The organism is Streptomyces celluloflavus, assembly GCA_000720995.1.
GTDB classification, from domain to species: Bacteria; Actinomycetota; Actinomycetes; order Streptomycetales; family Streptomycetaceae; genus Streptomyces; species Streptomyces celluloflavus.
This window is the reverse complement of sequence record JOEL01000060.1, coordinates 53,586-70,885: the sequence shown is the minus strand read 5'-3', so window position 1 is coordinate 70,885 and position 17,300 is coordinate 53,586. Positions and strand designations below refer to the sequence as shown.

Here is a 17,300-nt window from a genome sequence, read left to right as displayed (position 1 = left end):
GATCCGATCCGAAAGCCGCTCGTCCGCTGACGACTTCACCTGTCCGGGCCTTGGCACACCCCACCCAACGACCCCAAACCACCAAAGTCACCGGTATTGAGGCTAGATGACCGATTCCGAGGGGGCCTGATGAGGGGAGCCGGGTTCATGCGCGGCCAGCCAGTCACGCGCGTACTGACCGCCTACGGTCACTAAAACCGCCATTAGACGAAGACCAACAGTCACCTGTGCACGCGACCAAACGAAGTGGACCAGAGCCGGAACTCGTGAACAGAACCCATCGCATCAAGAGCAGCCACAGCGACGGCGGAGCCGACAACTGCGTCGAGATCGCCGACAGTTACCCCGCCAGTGACAGCGCCAGCGCCCCCGCCACCATCCCCGTCCGCGACAGCAAGACCCCCGGCGGAAACGTGCTGTTCATCCCCGCCGAGACCTGGTCGGCCTTCATCGACAACCTGAAGGCCGACCACCGTCCCTGACCGTCCCTGAACCTCAGCCCTCCGGATACCGCCGTGGTGTCCAGACGATCTCCGTGCCGTCGTCGCGGTGGACCGCCTGGGTCTGGGAGGAGCCGATCAGCAGGATCGTGCGCATGTCGACCTGGGTGGGGTCGAGGTCGGTCAGGTGGACCGTGCGGACGGATTCCTCGGGGCCGCCGACGTCGCGGGCGAGGACGACCGGGGTGTCGGGGGCGCGGTGTTCCAGGAGGAGTTCGCGGGCCTTGGCCACCTGCCAGGTGCGGCTGCGGGAGCCGGGGTTGTAGAGGGCGAGGACCAGATCGGCGGCGACCGCCGAGCGCAGGCGTTCGGCGATGACCTCCCACGGCTTGAGGCGGTCGGAGAGGGAGATGACCGCGTAGTCGTGGCCGAGGGGGGCACCGGCGCGGGCCGCGGCGGCGTTGGCGGCGGTGACGCCCGGCAGGACGCGTACGGGGACGGACCGGTACGGGTCCTGGGAGGCGACCTCCAGGACGGCGGTGGCCATCGCGAAGACGCCCGGGTCGCCGCCGGAGACCACGGCCACCCGGCGGCCGCGCCGGGCCAGGTCGAGGGCGAGTTCGGCGCGTTCGGACTCGACCTTGTTGTCGGAGCCGTGGCGGAGCTGGCCGGGGCGTACCGGCACCCGGTCCAGGTAGGTGGTGTACCCGACGAGGTCCTCGGCGGCGGCCAGCGCGCCGCGCGACTCCGGGGTGAGCCAGAGCGGTCCGGCCGGACCGGTGCCGACGACCACGACCTCACCGTGGCCGGCCTCGGGAGCGGCGGCAGGGGCAGGCGCGGGGGCCGGTTCCGGGGTCGGGCTCGCGATCCGGCTGGGGACGACGGCCACGGAGAAGTACGGGACGGAGTCGGCGTCGATGGCGGCGAGCCGGTCGGTGCGTTCGCCGGCCATGGTGGCGCGCTCGACATAGCGCGCCTCCGGCATCCGGCCGGAGCGTTCCAGCGCCCGCCGGACGGTGGGGAAGGTGCGGCCGAGCTTCATCACGACGGCGGCGTCGGTGGCCGCGAGGCGAGCCGTCAGCTCCTCCTCCGGCAGGGTGCCGGGCAGGATCGTCAGGACCTCGTCCGCCTCCACGAGCGGGGTGCCGAGGCGGGCCGCGGCGGCGCTGACGGAGGTGACACCGGGGATGACCTCGGTCGGATAGCGGTCGGCCAGCCGCTTGTGCATGTGCTGGTACGAGCCGTAGAAGAGCGGATCGCCCTCGGAGATGACGGCGACCGTGCGGCCCGCGTCGAGGTGCGCGGCGAGCCGGGCCGCGGACGCCTCGTAGAACTCGTCCAGCGCACCCCGGTAGCCGCCGGGGTGGTCGGTCGACTCGGTGGTGACCGGGTAGACCAGCGCTTCCTCGATGTGGTCGGCGCGGAGGTGCCCGGCGGCGATGGAGCGCGCGATCGAGCGGCCGTGCCGGGCGCTGTGGTACGCGATGACATCGGCCTCGGCGATCACCTGCACGGCCCGTACGGTCATCAGCGACGGGTCGCCGGGGCCGAGCCCCACCCCGTACAGACGGCCTTTGGCCTGGCCCGTGCCCTGCTGCTCGCTCACGGTCTCGCTCATTCTTCCTCGCTCGCTATGGCGTTGATCGCGGCGGCGGCCATCGCACTGCCGCCGCGCCGCCCGCGCACCACGATGTGGTCCAGCCGCGCCGGATGGGCGATGAGCGCGTCCTTGGACTCGGCCGCGCCGATGAAGCCGACGGGGATGCCGATGACCGCGGCGGGGCGCGGCGCCCCCTCCTCGATCATCTCCAGCAGGCGGAAGAGCGCGGTGGGGGCGTTGCCCACGGCGACCACGGCGCCCGCCATCCGGTCCCGCCACAGTTCCATCGCGGCGGCGCTGCGGGTCGTCCCCATCCGGGCGGCCAGGTCCGGTACGGACGGGTCGGTCAGCGTGCACAGCACGTCGTTGCCGGCCGGCAGCCGCTTACGGGTGACGCCGCTGGCGACCATGTTGGCGTCGCACAGGATCGGCGCGCCGGCGCGCAGCGCGGCGCGGGCGTTCGCCACCACCTCGGGGGTGAAGGCCAGGTCGCGTACGAGGTCGACCATGCCGCAGGCGTGGATCATCCGGACCGCGACCTGGCTGACGTCGGCGGGCAGCCCGGCGAGGTCCGCCTCGGCGCGGATGGTGGCAAAGGACTGGCGGTAGATCGCCGCCCCGTCCTTCTCGTAGTCGAACACTGTGCCCTCGGGGTGGGATGGAAGTGGAGGTGGGGGGAGTGGTGAGTGCGGGGTGGATGCGGGTGGGTTATGGGGTCCCCGCCGCGGCGGCCGTGGCCGCGATGGCGGTGGGGACCTGGAGTACGGGTACGGGTACCGGGGCGGACGTGGCCGCTTCGGTACCCGCGACGGACACCCGGTAGCCCTCGCCCGTCGCCAGGACGTCCACCCAGGTCCCGTGCGGATGGCCGCAGCGGCGTTCGCAGCCGGACCAGTGGACGGGCAGGCCGGGTCCGGCGGCCGTGGTGCCGATGGCCGCCGCCGCGTCGGCGCGTACGTCGGCGCGGGACTTGGCGCAGCCGGGGCGGCCGGTGCAGGCGCCGATCCGGTGCCAGGGGGAGTCGGGGGCGGTGATCAGCCCGGCGGCGGCCAGTTCGCGCAGCCGGGGTGCGGCCGTCGCGTCGGACAGGCCGGGGACGAGCACACCGCGCCAGGGGGTCGTCCGCAGCTCGCCCGTACCGTCGGTGGCCGCGACGGCGGTCAGCAGGCGCCACTGGGCGACGGTCAGCCGGCCCAGCGGCGCGAGCACCGAGAGCGCCCGCCGGCCATCGGGACCTTCGACGATGCCGGGGAGGGGCACGGGGACGGGGGTGCCCGCGTGCGCCGCGAGGCCGGGACCGGCCGGCCCCGCCCCGTCCCCGTGATCCGTCACGTGCTCCGCCTCTATGCCCGCCGCCCGCAGCCGGGCCGCCGTGTCGTGGACGGTCAGTGCGTGGGTGGCGGGGAGTTCGCGGACGCGCCAGGCGCCGGTGCCGCCCGCCTCGGCGGCGGCGAGGAAGGCCGCGGCGGCGGTGAGCGCGGCGCGCGGTACGTCCCTCCCGGCGATCCGCAGCGCCGCCGGATCGTCGCCCACGTACAGCAGTGCACCGCCGCAGGCAGCTCCGGCGACCGCCCCCCGGGGGTCTCCTGCCGTGTCCGATTCTGCGACCAAGGTCACATCGCCGCCGAGCGCCGCCACATCGCCCCGGCCGTCGTCCAGGACGAAGAGGAACCGGCCGGAGAGGGCCGGTGTCCAGGCGCTCGCGCAGAGCGCGGCGTCCAGCTGCCGGGCCCACAACCGCACGTCAGCGGGGGCGTGATGGTCGAGTCCCGCGAGTGGGGAGGTGAGGATGTTGCGGATGCGTTCGTGGCGTTCGGCGGGGAGCAGACCGGCGGCGCGCAGCGCGCCGGCCAGCTCCTGGCCGCAGCCGTCCGGGAGGCCGCGCAGCTCCGCGTTGCCGCGGGAGGTGAGGGAGAGGTGGCCGTCGCCGAGCCGCTCGGCCGCGTCGGCCAGCGCCGTCGCCTGACGTGCCGTCAGATCGCCGGAGGGCAGGCGTACTCGGGCGAGCCGGCCGTCGGCGGCGGGGTGCAGCCGCAGCGCTCCCGGGCAGGCGTCACCGCGGTCCCGTATGGGCGGTTCGACCCCTTGGGGCGGTATCGAGGGGGAGGGCGGCATGGCGGCGAGCATACCGACGTCGGGGGCGGCGGAGCCCTGGGGCGGGCCGCGGGCGGAGCGCCGGGAGACGGCTCCGTGGGCGGACTCCCACGCGCCGGACGCAGCCCTTACTATGCAGGTCGGCGGGTCGGCTGACCCGCCGGACGCCAGCGACGGCGCCAGGGAGGAAGCCCGGTGAGAATCCGGCGCGGTCCCGCCACTGTGAACCCGGACACCAACCGGGCGAGCCAGGAACTCCCGCCGTCCGTACACCGCCCGGGGCGCGGACCCCGAGGAAGGCATGACGCCGCATGATCCTGCTGCTGTCGACCTCCGACACCGACCTGCTCAGCGCCCGTGCGGCCGAGGGCCCCGTGTCGTACCGGCTCGCCAACCCCGCCCGCCTCGACCTCGCCGAGCTGCCCGCGCTGCTGGACGGCACCGACCTGGTGGTCGTCCGCCTGCTCGGCGGCATCCGGGCCTGGCAGGAGGGCCTGGACCTGCTGCTCGCGCAGGACCGGCCGGTCGTCGTCCTGACCGGTGAACAGGCCCCTGACGCCCAGCTCATGGAGGCGTCCACGGTCCCGGTCGGCATCGCGGCCGAGGCGCACGCCTACCTCGCGCACGGCGGCCCCGCCAACCTCGGCCAGCTGGCGAGCTTCCTGTCCGACACCGTGCTGCTGACCGGCCACGGCTTCGAACCGCCGGCCCCCGCCCCGACCTGGGGAGAGCTGTCCCGGCCCACCCGTGCGGAAGGCGCCGACGAGACCGGCCCCCGTATCGCGGTGCTCTACTACCGCGCCCACCACATGAGCGGCAACACCGGCTTCGTGGACGCGCTCTGCACCCAGATCGAGCGGGCCGGCGGCCGTCCGCTGCCGCTCTTCGTCGCCTCGCTGCGGGCCCCCGAGCCCGAGCTGATCGACGCGCTGCGGCCGGTCGACGCCATCGTCACCACCGTCCTGGCCGCCGGCGGCACCAAGCCGGCCGAGGCGTCGGCCGGCGGGGACGACGAGTCCTGGGACGCGGGCGCGCTCGCCGCCCTGGACGTACCGATCCTTCAGGCGCTCTGCCTGACCGGTTCGCGCGCCTCCTGGGAGGAGAACGACGAGGGGCTCTCCCCGCTGGACGCCGCCTCCCAGATCGCCGTGCCCGAGTTCGACGGCCGGCTGATCACCGTCCCGTTCTCCTTCAAGGAGGTCGACGAGGACGGGCTGCCGGTGTACGTCGCCGACCCCGAGCGGGCCGCCCGGGTCGCCGGGATCGCCGTCCGCCACGCCCGGCTGCGCCATATCCCGGCCGCCGACAAGCGCCTGGCGCTCGTCCTGTCCGCGTACCCCACCAAGCACTCCCGGATCGGCAACGCGGTCGGTCTGGACACCCCGGCCAGCGCCGTCGCGCTGCTGCGCCGCCTCCGGGCGGACGGTTACGACTTCGGCGCCGACGAGGTGCCCGGCCTCGCCTCCGGCGACGGCGACGAGCTGATCTACGCCCTCATCGAGGCGGGCGGCCACGACCAGGAGTGGCTCACCGAGGAGCAGCTGGCCCGCAACCCGGTCCGGATCCCGGCCGCCGACTACAAGCGCTGGTACGCCACGCTGCCGCAGGAGCTGCGCGAGGCGGTGGAGGAGCACTGGGGGCCGCCGCCCGGCCGGATGTTCCTCGACACGAGCGGCGCCGGGAAGCCCGGCCGCGATCCCGAGGGCGATATCGTCCTGGCCGCGCTGCGCCGCGGCAACCTCCTGATCATCATCCAGCCGCCGCGCGGCTTCGGTGAGAACCCGATCGCGATCTACCACGACCCCGATCTGCCGCCCTCGCACCACTACCTGGCGGCCTACCGGTGGATCGCGGCCGACCGGGCGGACGGCGGGTTCGGCGCGGACGCGATGGTGCACCTGGGCAAGCACGGCAACCTGGAGTGGCTGCCCGGCAAGAACGCCGGCCTCTCCGCCGCCTGCGGTCCGGACGCCGCGCTCGGCGACCTCCCGCTCATCTACCCCTTCCTGGTCAACGACCCGGGCGAGGGCACCCAGGCCAAGCGCCGGGTGCACGCGACCCTGGTCGACCACCTCGTCCCGCCGATGGCCCGCGCCGAGTCCTACGGCGATATCGCGCGCCTCGAACAGCTCCTGGACGAGTACGCGGCGATCTCCGCCATGGACCCGGCCAAGCTGCCCGCCATCCGCGCCCAGATCTGGACGCTGATCCAGGCCGCCAAGCTCGACCACGACCTGGGCCTCGAAGCGCGCCCGGAGGACGACGGCTTCGACGACTTCCTGCTGCACGTCGACGGCTGGCTCTGCGAGGTCAAGGACGCCCAGATCCGCGACGGGCTGCACATCCTGGGCGGCGCGCCGACCGGTGCGGCGCGGGTCAACCTCGTCCTGGCGATACTGCGCGCCCGGCAGATCTGGGGCGGCACCTCCGCGCTGCCCGGTCTGCGCGAGGCGCTCGGCCTGGACGAGTCCGCCGCCACCCGGACCGCCGCCGACGACACCGAGGAGCGCGCCCGCGCCCTCGTCCAGGCGATGGAGGACGCCGCCTGGGACGAGTCCGCCGTCGCGCCGCTGGCCGCCGCGCTCCCCGACGGACAGCGGGAGCCCGTGGCCGCGATCCTCACCTTCGCGGCCCGCGAGGTGGTGCCCCGGCTCGCCGCCACCACCGACGAGATCGACCACGCCGTGCACGCCCTCAACGGCGGCTTCGTCCCGGCGGGCCCCTCCGGATCGCCGCTGCGCGGGCTGGTCAACGTCCTGCCGACCGGCCGCAACTTCTACTCCGTCGACCCGAAGGCGGTCCCCTCCCGGCTGGCCTGGGAGACCGGGCAGGCGCTGGCCGACTCCCTCCTGGAGCGCTACCGCACCGACAACGGCGACTGGCCCACCTCCGTCGGCCTCTCCCTGTGGGGCACCAGCGCCATGCGGACCTCCGGTGACGATGTGGCGGAGGCGCTGGCGCTGCTCGGCGTCCGCCCGGTCTGGGACGACGCCTCGCGCCGCGTCACGGGCCTGGAGCCGATCCCGCTCGCGGCGCTGGGCCGCCCCCGTATCGATGTCACCCTGCGCATCAGCGGCTTCTTCCGCGATGCGTTCCCGCACGTCATCGGCCTCCTGGACGACGCCGTACAACTGGCCGCCGGGCTGGACGAGCCGGCCGGGGACAACTTCATCCGCGCCCACGCCCAGGCCGACCTCGCCGCGCACGGCGACGAACGCCGCGCCACCACCCGCATCTTCGGCTCCCGCCCCGGCACCTACGGCGCGGGCATCCTCCAGCTCATCGACAGCCGCGACTGGCGCACCGACGCGGACCTCGCCGAGGTCTACACCGTCTGGGGCGGCTACGCGTACGGCCGCGGTCTCGAAGGCCGCCCGGCCCGGGACGAGATGGAGACGGCCTACAAGCGGATCGCCGTGGCCGCCAAGAACACCGACACCCGCGAGCACGACATCGCGGACTCCGACGACTACTTCCAGTACCACGGCGGCATGGTCGCCACCGTCCGCGCGCTGAAGGGCACCGCCCCCGAGGCGTACATCGGCGACTCCACCCGCCCCGAGACGGTCCGCACCCGCACCCTCGTCGAGGAGACCTCCCGGGTCTTCCGCGCCCGCGTGGTCAACCCTCGCTGGATCGAGGCGATGCGCCGCCACGGCTACAAGGGCGCCTTCGAACTCGCCGCCACCGTCGACTACCTCTTCGGCTACGACGCGACCACCGGCGTCGTCGCCGACTGGATGTACGACAAGCTCGCCCAGACCTACGTCCTCGACCCGGAGAACCGCGCCTTCCTCCAGGAGGCCAACCCCTGGGCCCTGCACGGCATCGCCGAACGCCTCCTGGAGGCCGAATCCCGCGGTATGTGGGAGAAGCCGGACGCGGCGACGCTGGCCGCGCTGCGTACGGCGTTCCTGGAGACGGAGGGCGAGCTGGAGGGCGAGGACGGGGACGGGGAGGACTGAGGGGCGGGGGCCGCTCCGGCCGGGCCGTCCGGCCGGAGCGGCCCCTGGTGACGCCGGGGTGGCGGAGGCGGGGCGTGCCCCTAGCCGCGCGCCCCGGCTCGCCCCGGTGACCGCGCGGTCACGGTCAGGCTTCCGGATGTGGTCCGCCGGGCTTGGTGCGACGATTTCAGGGGGGCACCGTACGCGCTGCGCGAGGAGGCTTCCGGTGACCGGCACCAAGAGTTGGCAGGCCCAGATCGACATCACGGAGACCGACAGCGAGGTCACCGCCGAGGCCCGGCTGAGCGGTGCCAACGGCGCACCGCTCGTCGGCAGCGGGACCGCGCTGTGCAATCCGGCGGACGAGAACGTCCCCGCCATCGGGGACGAGCTGGCGGTGGCACGGGCGCTGTCCCACCTCAGCCATCAGCTGCTGAACGCCGCCGCGGACGATATCGAGGCGCACACCCACAAACCCGTCGAGCGACTGCGCCCCTGACGCAGCCGCTCCACTCCGCCCCGCGGGCGACCGGGCGCCTCAGCCGCCCAGTTCGGCGAAGTCCGACCCCACCGTCACCGTCACCACGCCCGGTGCCGCGTCGGCCGACTCCGTGGCCTTGGTACCGGGAAGGCGGGCGGCGAGGACCTCGGCCTGGGTCTTGAGGGCGGGGGGGTAGGTGATGAGGGTCTTCTCGGTGCGGCTGCCGTTGTCGGTGGCGACGACGGTGAAGCCGAGTTTGCGCAGCGAGTTCGCGGCGCTGGCGGCCTGGCCGTTGCCGCCGGTGCCGTTGAGGACGCGCAGGCGTACGGAGCGGGCGGTCACCGGGGACTTGGCGGCCTCTTCGAACTTCTTCTTGGCGGCCTCGCCGACCTCGCGGTCGTGGGCGAGATCGCTGAACAGGCTGCCGGCCTGCGGGTACTGCCAGACCACGTTGGCCTTGTCGGTGGGGACGTCGGCCTCGCGCGGGTAGTTGGGGACGGTCAGGAACGTGAGGTGGTCCTGGGGGATGTCCTTGACGGTCGCCGCGAGGTCGTAGAGCGGTTTGAGGCCCTCCAGTTCCTTGTCGGTGGTGATGGACTTGGTGGCCGAGTCCAGGAAGCCGTAGAGGTCACCGGGGCTGGTGAGTTTGGACTGCGCCTTGGCGGCGAGGGCCTTCATGAACTCCTGCTGGCGGCCGATCCGTCCGAGGTCGGAGCCGTCGCCGACGCTGTAGCGGGTGCGGACGTAGCCGAGGGCCTTCTCGTCCTTGACGGTCTGGCAGCCCGCTTCCATGTCCAGGTGCGCCTTGGTGTCGTGGATGGCCTGCTTGGGGCAGACCTCTATGCCGCCCAGGGCGTTGACCATGCCCTTGAAACCCTGGAAGTCGACCGAGGTGAAGTGGTCGATGCGCAGCCCGGTGCTCTTCTCGACGGTCTTGATGGTGCAGGCCGCGGCGTTGGCGACGTCGCCGCTGAGGCCGCCGATGGAGAACGCCTCATTGATCTTGAAGCGGTGCGGTTTGGACTTGGTGCCGTCACCGCGGTCGCAGGCGGGGATCTGCACCCAGGAGTCACGCGGGAAGGACACCGCGGTCGCCCACTTACGGTCGGCCGAGATGTGCAGCACCATCAGGGTGTCCGACTGCATGGTCTCCAGGCCCTTGCCGTACTTGTCGCCCATGCCGGCGCGGCTGTCGGACCCGACGACCAGGATGTTCTTGGAGCCGGGGCTGAGATTGGCGGGCCGGTCGCCGCCGAGCTTGCTGCCGACGTCGACGCCCTGGATGTTGCCGTCCAGATGCTGGTAGACCCAGAAGCCGGTGCCGCCCGCGCCCAGCAGGACGACGCCGAGGATGCCGCCGGTCCAGGCCAGGATGCGGCCGCGGCGGGTCATCCGCACCTTGCCCGCCTTACGGGAACCGCCGGCCGCACGGGAGTTGCCGTCCGCCTTGCGGGAAGGAGCCGCGGCTTTGCGGCGGGACGGGCCGGATGTGGGATTGGCCCGTCGAGTCGTCTGCCTGTCATGCACGCCGGTGGCCCTTCTGGTCCTTCTGGTGGTTCAGCTGCTTCACGGGGGAGGGTGCGGCATCGACGGCCGCGGGCGGCAGCGGTGCTGACGGGGAAGACGGTAGTGCCGGCGAAGTCGTTCCGGGAGAGGCGGAAAAGTACGATCGGTACAGCGGCGCGGAGCGCGGCCGGGTCAGATACCGGTGCTGGGGAGCAGCTGTACGGCTTCCGGGTCGTAGCGGGTCCACTGCGGGCGGGCGCCGCCGGACGGAGTCCGCAGCCGGCACCAGAGGTCGCCGGTGTCGTCCGTCCACCAGGCGCTGATCCGGCCCACTTCCCAGGTCCCGTCCGGGTATTGGACCTCCACGGGCTGATAGACCCATCGCACCTCCGCTTCTGGAGGCGGGCAGTCCCAGGTCAGGAGTCCGCACCTCGTCGCCATCTCCCCCTCCGGCCGCGCAGGTTGCGCATGTGCGCGCAACTGTACCGGGAGCTTCTACAACGCTGTAGAAGTTGGTCCGTGTGCGACGGATCACAGTGGTGAAGGGTCACAGAGTACGGGGGGTCGGCGGTTCACGGGGACGAATGATCGCACCGGGGTGTAGATCACGGGCGGGGGAGCGCCATCGCCCGTATGGCGGCGCCACCGCCCGCACCGTGGTGCCACCGCTCTCACAGCGGCGTCGCGGCCTTCAGCACGAGGAAGAGCGCCACCGCCGCGTTCAGCGAGGAGAGGGCGGAGGCGGCCGTGCCCGCGGCGGCGATCAGGGCGGCGAGGCCCACCGGGGTCAGCGCCGGCGGCCAGCCGCGGGCCGGGGGTACGGGCGCCAGCAGCGCCGCGACCCGGCGCGGTACGGGGCCCGGCTCGGGCGCCGCGAAGTGCGCCAGTTCCGGCAGCCGTGCGGAGCGCGTGATCAGCGCCGCCTTGCCCACCGCGCGGGCGGTCAGCAGCCGGTCGCCGACGACATGGGCGGCCTCCTCGTCCGCCCAGCGCTCGGTGCTGAACGCGACCGCCGAACGCAGCGGCAGCAGCAGCGGGTTCACGCAGCCGGCCAGCCGTACGGTGAGCCGGTAGCGGTGGTGACGGTGATTCAGATGGGCCCGCTCGTGGGCGAAGAGGGCCTGCCGCTCCGCGTCGTCCAGGCTGCGCAGCATGCCGCGCGAGACCGCGATCCGGCCGGGCCGGGCGGGTTTGCCGGGCCGGCCGGGGGTGCCGGGCACCGCGTACGCGTACGGATCGTCGTCCGGCAGTACCGCGGGGTCCGCACCGGGCGGCAGGCCGTCCAGCGCGCGGTGCGTACGGGCCAGCACCCGGCCGTGCCGGCGCACCGCGGTCCCGCCGGCGGCCAGCGCGGCGGCCAGTGCGGCGATCGCGGCGGTACCGGCGATCTCGGCGTACGGAACCGCGGCCCGTACCTCCGGGTCCGACCAGCCGTCGGGCAGCGGATTGCCGGGCAGCTGGGCCGTACCGACCACCACCAGCAGCGCCAGGCAGAGCGTGCTGCACAGGCCGAGGACGGCGGAGAGCAGCGTCAGCAGGCGGGTGGTGGCGCGCGGGTGGAGGTGCTGTGCCGCGAGCTTGGCGATCGGCAGCGCGGTGAGCGGCAGGACGAGCGGCAGGAACACGAAGACGCCCACCGCTCAGCCTCCGCACGCTTCGTCCGAGGGGCGGTGACCGGTGGCGGGGTGGTGGCCCGGGGAGCGGCGGGCCGGGCCGGCGGCGGCGAGGAGGCTGCGCAGCAGCTGTTCGTCGTGTGCGGAGAGGGTGGAGACGAAGCTGGTCAGGACGGCGTCGCGGTCCGGTTCGCCGTCCAGGACGCGGCGCATCCGCAGTGCGGCCAGCCCGGCCTCGTCGGCGGCCGGGGTCCAGGCGTAGGCGCGGCCGGCCCGTTCGCGGGTGACGGCCTGTTTGGCGTGCAGCCGGGAGAGGATCGTCATCACGGTGGTGTAGGCGAGGTCGCCGCCGAGCCGTTCCTGGACCCAGGCGGCGGTGGCCGGACCGGGCGCGTGGTGCAGCGCGGCCAGCACCTGGGCCTCCAGCTCGCCCTGTCCGCGCCGGCGGGCGCGCTCGCGGCCCGCGGCGTCGGCGGAATCGTCCGGGCAGTCGCCGGTCGGCTCGCCGAAGGATGTGCCGCTGGGTTCGCCGGCGGATCTGCCGGCGGAATCGCCGGGGGCCTCACCGAAGGGGTGCCCGCCCATACCGTCGCCTCCCGTCACGCCGGGTGCCCCGTGGGTCCGGGGCACCCGAACATTTTACGGTCCGGGGGTGCCGGGGCGCGGGCCGTACGGCGCTCCCGGTCCGCTGCCGGCCGGTCCGCACGCGGCCGTCGTCACGTATGCCGGTGCGGGTCCGGGGCGGGCGCGGGCGTGCGCCACCGCTGCCGGCCGATGTCGCACGGCCCGGCCGGTTCCCCGCGCCAACTTCTACAGTCCTGTAGATTTCCAGCAATCGCACGAGGACATACCGGTGGGCGACATCGCCGGAACGCAGGCAACACCTGGAGGGAAGCCATGGGAGTCTCGCTGGCCAAGGGCGGCAACGTCTCTCTGTCGAAGGAAGCGCCCGGACTGAACGCGGTCACGGTCGCCCTCGGCTGGGATGTGCGTACGACAACGGGTGCGGACTACGACCTGGACGCCAGTGCCCTGCTGTGCACCGAGGCCGGCAAGGTCGCCTCGGATCAGCACTTCGTCTTCTACAACAACCTCACCAGCCCCGACGGCTCGGTGCAGCACACCGGTGACAACCTGACCGGTGAGGGCGAGGGGGACGACGAGGCCATCAACATCACGCTGTCGAGCGTGCCCGCCGAGATCGCGAAGATCGTCTTCCCGGTCTCCATCCACGAGGCGCAGACCCGCGGGCAGAGCTTCGGCCAGGTCCGCAACGCGTACATCCGCGTGGTCAACCAGACGGGCGGCGCGGAGCTGGCCCGCTACGACCTGAGCGAGGACGCCTCGACCGAGACCGCGATGGTCTTCGGCGAGCTCTACCGGAACGGTGCGGAGTGGAAGTTCCGCGCGGTGGGCCAGGGCTACGCGTCCGGCCTGGCGGGCATCGCGGCCGACTTCGGGGTCAACGTCTGACGGTGAGTCGGGCGCCGCGGCGCGAGCCGCGGCAGTGGAGAGGGGGGTGGCGGCGGCCACCCCCCTCTCCGGTTTTTCGGCCCGGAACCGGATCAGAGGTCGAACTCGGCCGGGGAGATGTCCAGCGCGAAGCAGACCTCGCGCACCACGGCCTGCTCCGTCTTGTCGAAGTCGCCGTCGGCGCCGCCGATGACGATGCCGATCTGAATCACGGCCCGCGCCTCGACCGGCTTCTTCTTCACCTTGCCGATCTCCTGCATCACGCTGACCTTGCCGAAGTCGAAGTCGGCGGTCAGCTTGTCCAGGTAGGCGTCGAAACGGCGCTGGAGATCGTCCGCGGGGAAGTTCTGGAGCACCTCGTTGGTGGCGATGAGCTGCGCGACCCGCCGGCGCTCGGTCGGGTCGATGGAGCCGTCCGCAGCGGCCACCAGGGCGCACATCGCCATGCTCGCGTCCCGGAAGGCGCCGCTCTTGAGGTCGTTCTTCTTGGCGACGAGCTGGGTCTGCATCGTCTGGGCGGAATCCTTGATCCGGTCCCACAGAGCCATCTGGATCTCCTTGTCGTTTCCGCTTCGTGCACCGCCCGAGCGGCCGGCCGCGGCCACCGGACCTGACCAGAGGCCAAGGGCGGGCGCGACTCGCCTGGGCAATGCGTGGGTCATGCGGAAGTAAAATCTACAACCTCGCGGATGCGCCGGGGGCGTCGCCTCCGATCCGACCGTTTCGTACGGCATTGCCCCTGTAGCGACGGAAATTCGGGCCGGTTGCGAGTACCGTGGAGATGTCGCCCCAGTGAGTGGAGACGTCGCCCCGGTGAGGTGGGTGGACCGTCATGCAGATCCTGTTGACCGTGGTCATACTGCTGGGACTGGTGGTGCTCGGCGCGCTCTTCATCGCCCGGGTCAACGCCCAGCAGGCCGGCCGGCTCGCCACGCACAAGTACGCGTCCCTGCTCCCGTCGTTCCGGGTGCGGATGCGCAAGTGGCCGCACGGCGGCGGCGCACATCCCGGCGCGCACGCGGGCGGGCCACCGCCGCGTGCCCCCCAGCCGGGCGGCTCCGGAGCGGACGTCCCCGAGGCGGGCGACGACGGCCGGTGAGCGGCACCGGCCGGTGCACGGTAAAGGCGAGTGAGCAGAGCAGACCAGTGACCAGCGAGGACAAGGCCGGCCGTCCGGTGCGGGACTCCCCGGACACGAAGGCCCGCCGTACCGCCGCCGCGGAGTACGACGGGACGTCGCCGTTCCCCGCCGGCGGCGAGGCCCCGGCGAGCGGCGGCCGGCGGATGTATGTGACGGTGACCGCCCTCATCGTCATCGCCCCGTTCGTCGGACTCGGGCTCGCCGTCCCGCTGCTGTGGGGCAGCGTCGTCGGCCCCACCGACCTCGTGCTCGCCGCCGTCTTCTACGTCGTCACGGGCCTGGGCGTCACCGTCGGCTTCCACCGCGGCCTCACCCACGGCAGCTACACCGCCGTCCCCGCGCTGCGGATCGCGCTCGCCGTCGCCGGATCGCTGAGCTTCCAGGGCGATGTCATCGACTGGGTCGCCACCCACCGCAGGCACCACGCCTTCACCGACCGCCCCGGCGATCCGCACTCCCCCTACCGCTACGGCACCAGCCTCCGCGGCCAGCTGCGCGGCCTGGTCCACTCGCATATCGGCTGGCTCTTCGGCAATGACCCCACCTCGCCCGAGCACTTCGCCCCCGATCTGCTCGCCGACCCCGGTATCCGCGCGGTGAGCCGGGCGTTCCCGGCGCTCTGCGTGCTCACCCTCGCGCTGCCGTTCGCGCTGGGCTGGGCCATCGGCGGCACCTGGGTCGCCGGCCTCACCGCCCTGCTGTGGGCGGGCTTCCTCCGGATAGCCCTGCTGCATCACGTCGCCTGGAGCGTGAACTCGCTCTGCCATGTGATCGGCGAGCGGCCGTTCCGCACCCGGCGCCACGACCGGGCGACCAATCTGTGGCCGCTGGCCCTGCTCTCGTTCGGCGAGAGCTGGCACAACCTGCACCACGCCGACCCGACCTGCGCCCGGCACGGTGTGGACCGCGGCCAGCTCGATCCGTCCGCCGCCGTCATCCGGCTCTTCGAACGCCTCGGCTGGGTACGGGATGTGCGGTGGCCCGACCCCGCCCGGGTCGCCGCCCGCCGTATCGAGACCCGTCGTATCGAAACGGAGCGCGCCTAGGGCACGCCGCTACGGCCTGGGACGGGCCGCGGCGCGCCGGTGTCCCGGTGTCCCGGCGCCGCGGGGCCGGAACGCGGCGGGGGCCGAGTCCGCGTACTCCTTCGGCCCTTCGGGGCCGTCCATCAACTTACGGAGTCATCATGACCGCCGTTCTCGGGGCCGTACCCGAACACCCGGGCCCGCCGCCCGTCGCCCGTCTGGCCATCGCACCCTCCCGCGGCATTCCGCGGCGCATCGACGGAGCCTGGTGGCCGCACTCCGCCGATCTGGTCGCCGAACTCCCGGAGCTGCTGGCCGCGTTGCCGTTCGACTGGCCGCGGATCACGCACGCCACGGTGAACGGCCCGATGTGGTCCGCGCTGCCCGGCCACACGCTGGTCGCCGGCCATGTCGTCCGGCTGCGCAGGACCGCCGAACGGCCGGGCCCGCACACCATCTGCCTGGTCTCCCCGGGCAACGGCCGCTGGGACCTGCTGGTCCTGCCCCCCGACACCCCCGAACCCGAGGCCGTCCGCATCCTGGCCGCCGCCGCGGCCGGCGCGGACGATCTGACGCCGGCCTGAGGCGGGAGCCCTCGGCGGGGCCTGCGGCGGGCGGGGCGCGCGCGAGGTGGTGCCGTGGCCGTTGCTGCGAGTGCGGCGGTGACTGCGAGTGCGGCGGTGGCTGCGACGGCGGCGGCCACGGCACCAGCGGCAGCACCGGCATCAGCTACGACCACGGCACCGGTATCGGCCACGCCGACGGGCATAACCCGGGATTCCGCGCCGCGCATCCCGTGGCAGCTCGCCCGACGTGTCCGGAACGGCGGTGACCGATCGGTTGGCCGGGATATACGGCCAGGTCCGCGGCGGATCCGAAGGGTCCGGCTACTGCGTACGGGTGGTGTTCATCCGAAGAACGCCGAACCGGGGGCGTCGCTCCTCGCATCCTCGCATTGCGTACTCATCATAAGAAAACGCACCAGATCACCCGTGGATCCGGGTGCGGATCACTCATGGATCTCCCGGCGAGATCTCTACCGAACATGGATCTCCCGGCGAGATCTCTACCGAAAGCGAGGGGCCGTGGCTGCGACCAAGGTCATGAAGTTCTGGGCGGTATGCCTTGCCGTACTCGGCAGATTGCTGGCCTCACTGGGCGTCTCCGCCCCGGCATCGGCCGCCCGCAGAGAGGCCGCGCGCTACGCACCGGCCCCGCGCACCGCGCCGCCGGCCGCCACGAGCGCCGCGCCGCCCGCCGCGCTCCCCGCACCGGACACCACCGGCGACACACCACGCACCACCGGCCCTGAGCCGTGCACCGCCGCCCCCGTACCGGACCGCGAACCGGAAGTGGCGACCCGCACCGCCCCGGTCCGGATCTGCGCACCGCGGTACGAACTCGGCACGTACGACCTGCCGTTGGCCGCCACGACACAGCTGCCGCCCACGATCAAACAGCGCATCAGGGCCGAGGCGCACGGCTCCTCACCCACCTCGCGCAGCCGCCTGGCCACCGGCGCCGAGTCGCTGCACACCGTCCCCGCCGGGACCGCACTGCACACCGATGTCCACCCGGACGCACTCCCCCCGGCCATCCCGGCGGCCCGCCGCCGGGAGCACACGGACTGCACGGCTTGAGCGGGGCGGTCGGTAACTGCTGTTCCAGCGAGCCGAGTTGAGCTTTGCCTTGGCCGTGGGAACGGGATGGCGAGACGGCCGGACAGTGAGACGGTGAGACGGCCGGACACTGAGCCAGTGAGATGGTGAGTCGGCCGGACAATGAGACGACGAGACGGCCAGATGGCCAGACGGCGTCATGACGAAACGGCGTGTGACAGATCCGCGCCGAAGAGCTGACGCACATGAACGAGCGAGGGTTCGCCGGCGGTCCCGGATCTTTTCCCGGTGGACCGCGGAGATACCCGATGGACCACGGAGATATAAGAGATGGGCCGCGGAGATATAAGAGAACTGAACCGCC

General features: G+C 73.0%; 16 protein-coding genes and 1 riboswitch. Of the genes, 8 read left to right on the top strand and 8 right to left on the bottom strand.

Annotated features, from left to right (window positions below):
* The first annotated feature begins 266 nt into the window (after window positions 1-266).
* Window positions 267-482 carry a DUF397 domain-containing protein gene (locus IH09_RS32390; RefSeq protein WP_052861116.1) on the top strand — a complete coding sequence of 72 codons (216 nt, stop codon included), beginning with the start codon at window positions 267-269 and terminating at the stop codon, window positions 480-482.
* Between the two features lie 13 nt (window positions 483-495).
* Here IH09_RS32390 and IH09_RS32385 read toward each other — a convergent pair whose 3' ends face one another.
* The 3 genes from IH09_RS32385 to cobG all read right to left on the bottom strand — a co-directional run bounded on the left by IH09_RS32385 (window position 496) and on the right by cobG (window position 4,155).
* A complete protein-coding gene (locus tag IH09_RS32385; RefSeq protein WP_052861115.1) occupies window positions 496-2,058 on the bottom strand; it encodes a precorrin-2 C(20)-methyltransferase in 1,563 nt (520 codons plus the stop codon).
* Window positions 2,055-2,681, bottom strand: a complete 627-nt coding sequence (locus tag IH09_RS32380; RefSeq protein WP_052861114.1) for a precorrin-8X methylmutase — start codon at window positions 2,679-2,681, stop codon at window positions 2,055-2,057. The genes IH09_RS32385 and IH09_RS32380 overlap by 4 nt, the downstream gene beginning before the upstream one ends.
* A gap of 67 nt (window positions 2,682-2,748) precedes the next feature.
* Window positions 2,749-4,155, bottom strand: a complete 1,407-nt coding sequence (cobG, locus tag IH09_RS32375; RefSeq protein WP_240150710.1) for a precorrin-3B synthase — start codon at window positions 4,153-4,155, stop codon at window positions 2,749-2,751.
* A gap of 107 nt (window positions 4,156-4,262) precedes the next feature.
* Window positions 4,263-4,410, top strand: a riboswitch (cobalamin riboswitch).
* Window positions 4,411-4,445: 35 nt separating this feature from the next.
* Here cobG and cobN point away from each other — a divergent pair.
* Complete coding sequence (cobN, locus tag IH09_RS32370) at window positions 4,446-8,099, top strand: cobaltochelatase subunit CobN (RefSeq protein WP_052861112.1); 3,654 nt, start codon at window positions 4,446-4,448, stop codon at window positions 8,097-8,099.
* A gap of 205 nt (window positions 8,100-8,304) precedes the next feature.
* Complete coding sequence (locus IH09_RS32365; RefSeq protein WP_052861111.1) at window positions 8,305-8,577, top strand: dsRBD fold-containing protein; 273 nt, start codon at window positions 8,305-8,307, stop codon at window positions 8,575-8,577.
* 39 nt (window positions 8,578-8,616) lie between these two features.
* On the opposite strand, the gene IH09_RS32360 is transcribed toward IH09_RS32365, so the two are convergent.
* The 4 genes from IH09_RS32360 to IH09_RS32345 all read right to left on the bottom strand — a co-directional run bounded on the left by IH09_RS32360 (window position 8,617) and on the right by IH09_RS32345 (window position 12,263).
* Entirely contained in the window at window positions 8,617-9,951 is a 1,335-nt protein-coding gene (locus IH09_RS32360) for an LCP family protein (protein WP_052861110.1), read from the bottom strand.
* 306 nt (window positions 9,952-10,257) lie between these two features.
* Complete coding sequence (locus IH09_RS32355) at window positions 10,258-10,506, bottom strand: hypothetical protein (protein ID WP_205379611.1); 249 nt, start codon at window positions 10,504-10,506, stop codon at window positions 10,258-10,260.
* Window positions 10,507-10,736: 230 nt separating this feature from the next.
* Complete coding sequence (locus IH09_RS32350) at window positions 10,737-11,702, bottom strand: M48 family metalloprotease (RefSeq protein ID WP_052861108.1); 966 nt, start codon at window positions 11,700-11,702, stop codon at window positions 10,737-10,739.
* Between the two features lie 3 nt (window positions 11,703-11,705).
* Entirely contained in the window at window positions 11,706-12,263 is a 558-nt protein-coding gene (locus tag IH09_RS32345) for a BlaI/MecI/CopY family transcriptional regulator (protein WP_404827308.1), read from the bottom strand.
* 312 nt (window positions 12,264-12,575) lie between these two features.
* On the opposite strand from IH09_RS32345, the gene IH09_RS32340 reads away from it, so the two are divergent.
* Complete coding sequence (locus IH09_RS32340; RefSeq protein ID WP_052861107.1) at window positions 12,576-13,151, top strand: TerD family protein; 576 nt, start codon at window positions 12,576-12,578, stop codon at window positions 13,149-13,151.
* Window positions 13,152-13,243: 92 nt separating this feature from the next.
* Here IH09_RS32340 and IH09_RS32335 read toward each other — a convergent pair whose 3' ends face one another.
* Window positions 13,244-13,699 (bottom strand): tellurite resistance TerB family protein, encoded by a 456-nt coding sequence (locus tag IH09_RS32335; protein ID WP_052861106.1) that lies wholly within the window; start codon window positions 13,697-13,699, stop codon window positions 13,244-13,246.
* 284 nt (window positions 13,700-13,983) lie between these two features.
* Between IH09_RS32335 and IH09_RS32330 the strand changes: the two genes are divergently transcribed.
* From IH09_RS32330 to IH09_RS32315, 4 genes are all read left to right on the top strand, one after another.
* Window positions 13,984-14,250 carry a hypothetical protein gene (locus tag IH09_RS32330; RefSeq protein WP_052861105.1) on the top strand — a complete coding sequence of 89 codons (267 nt, stop codon included), beginning with the start codon at window positions 13,984-13,986 and terminating at the stop codon, window positions 14,248-14,250.
* A 197-nt stretch (window positions 14,251-14,447) separates the two neighbouring features.
* Window positions 14,448-15,338 (top strand): acyl-CoA desaturase, encoded by an 891-nt coding sequence (locus tag IH09_RS32325; protein WP_425329074.1) that lies wholly within the window; start codon window positions 14,448-14,450, stop codon window positions 15,336-15,338.
* 140 nt (window positions 15,339-15,478) lie between these two features.
* Window positions 15,479-15,901, top strand: coding sequence for a DUF5994 family protein (locus tag IH09_RS32320; protein ID WP_052861104.1), 423 nt, complete (start codon window positions 15,479-15,481; stop codon window positions 15,899-15,901).
* Between the two features lie 501 nt (window positions 15,902-16,402).
* Window positions 16,403-16,957, top strand: a complete 555-nt coding sequence (locus tag IH09_RS32315; protein WP_052861103.1) for a DUF6344 domain-containing protein — start codon at window positions 16,403-16,405, stop codon at window positions 16,955-16,957.
* Window positions 16,958-17,300: the final 343 nt, after the last annotated feature.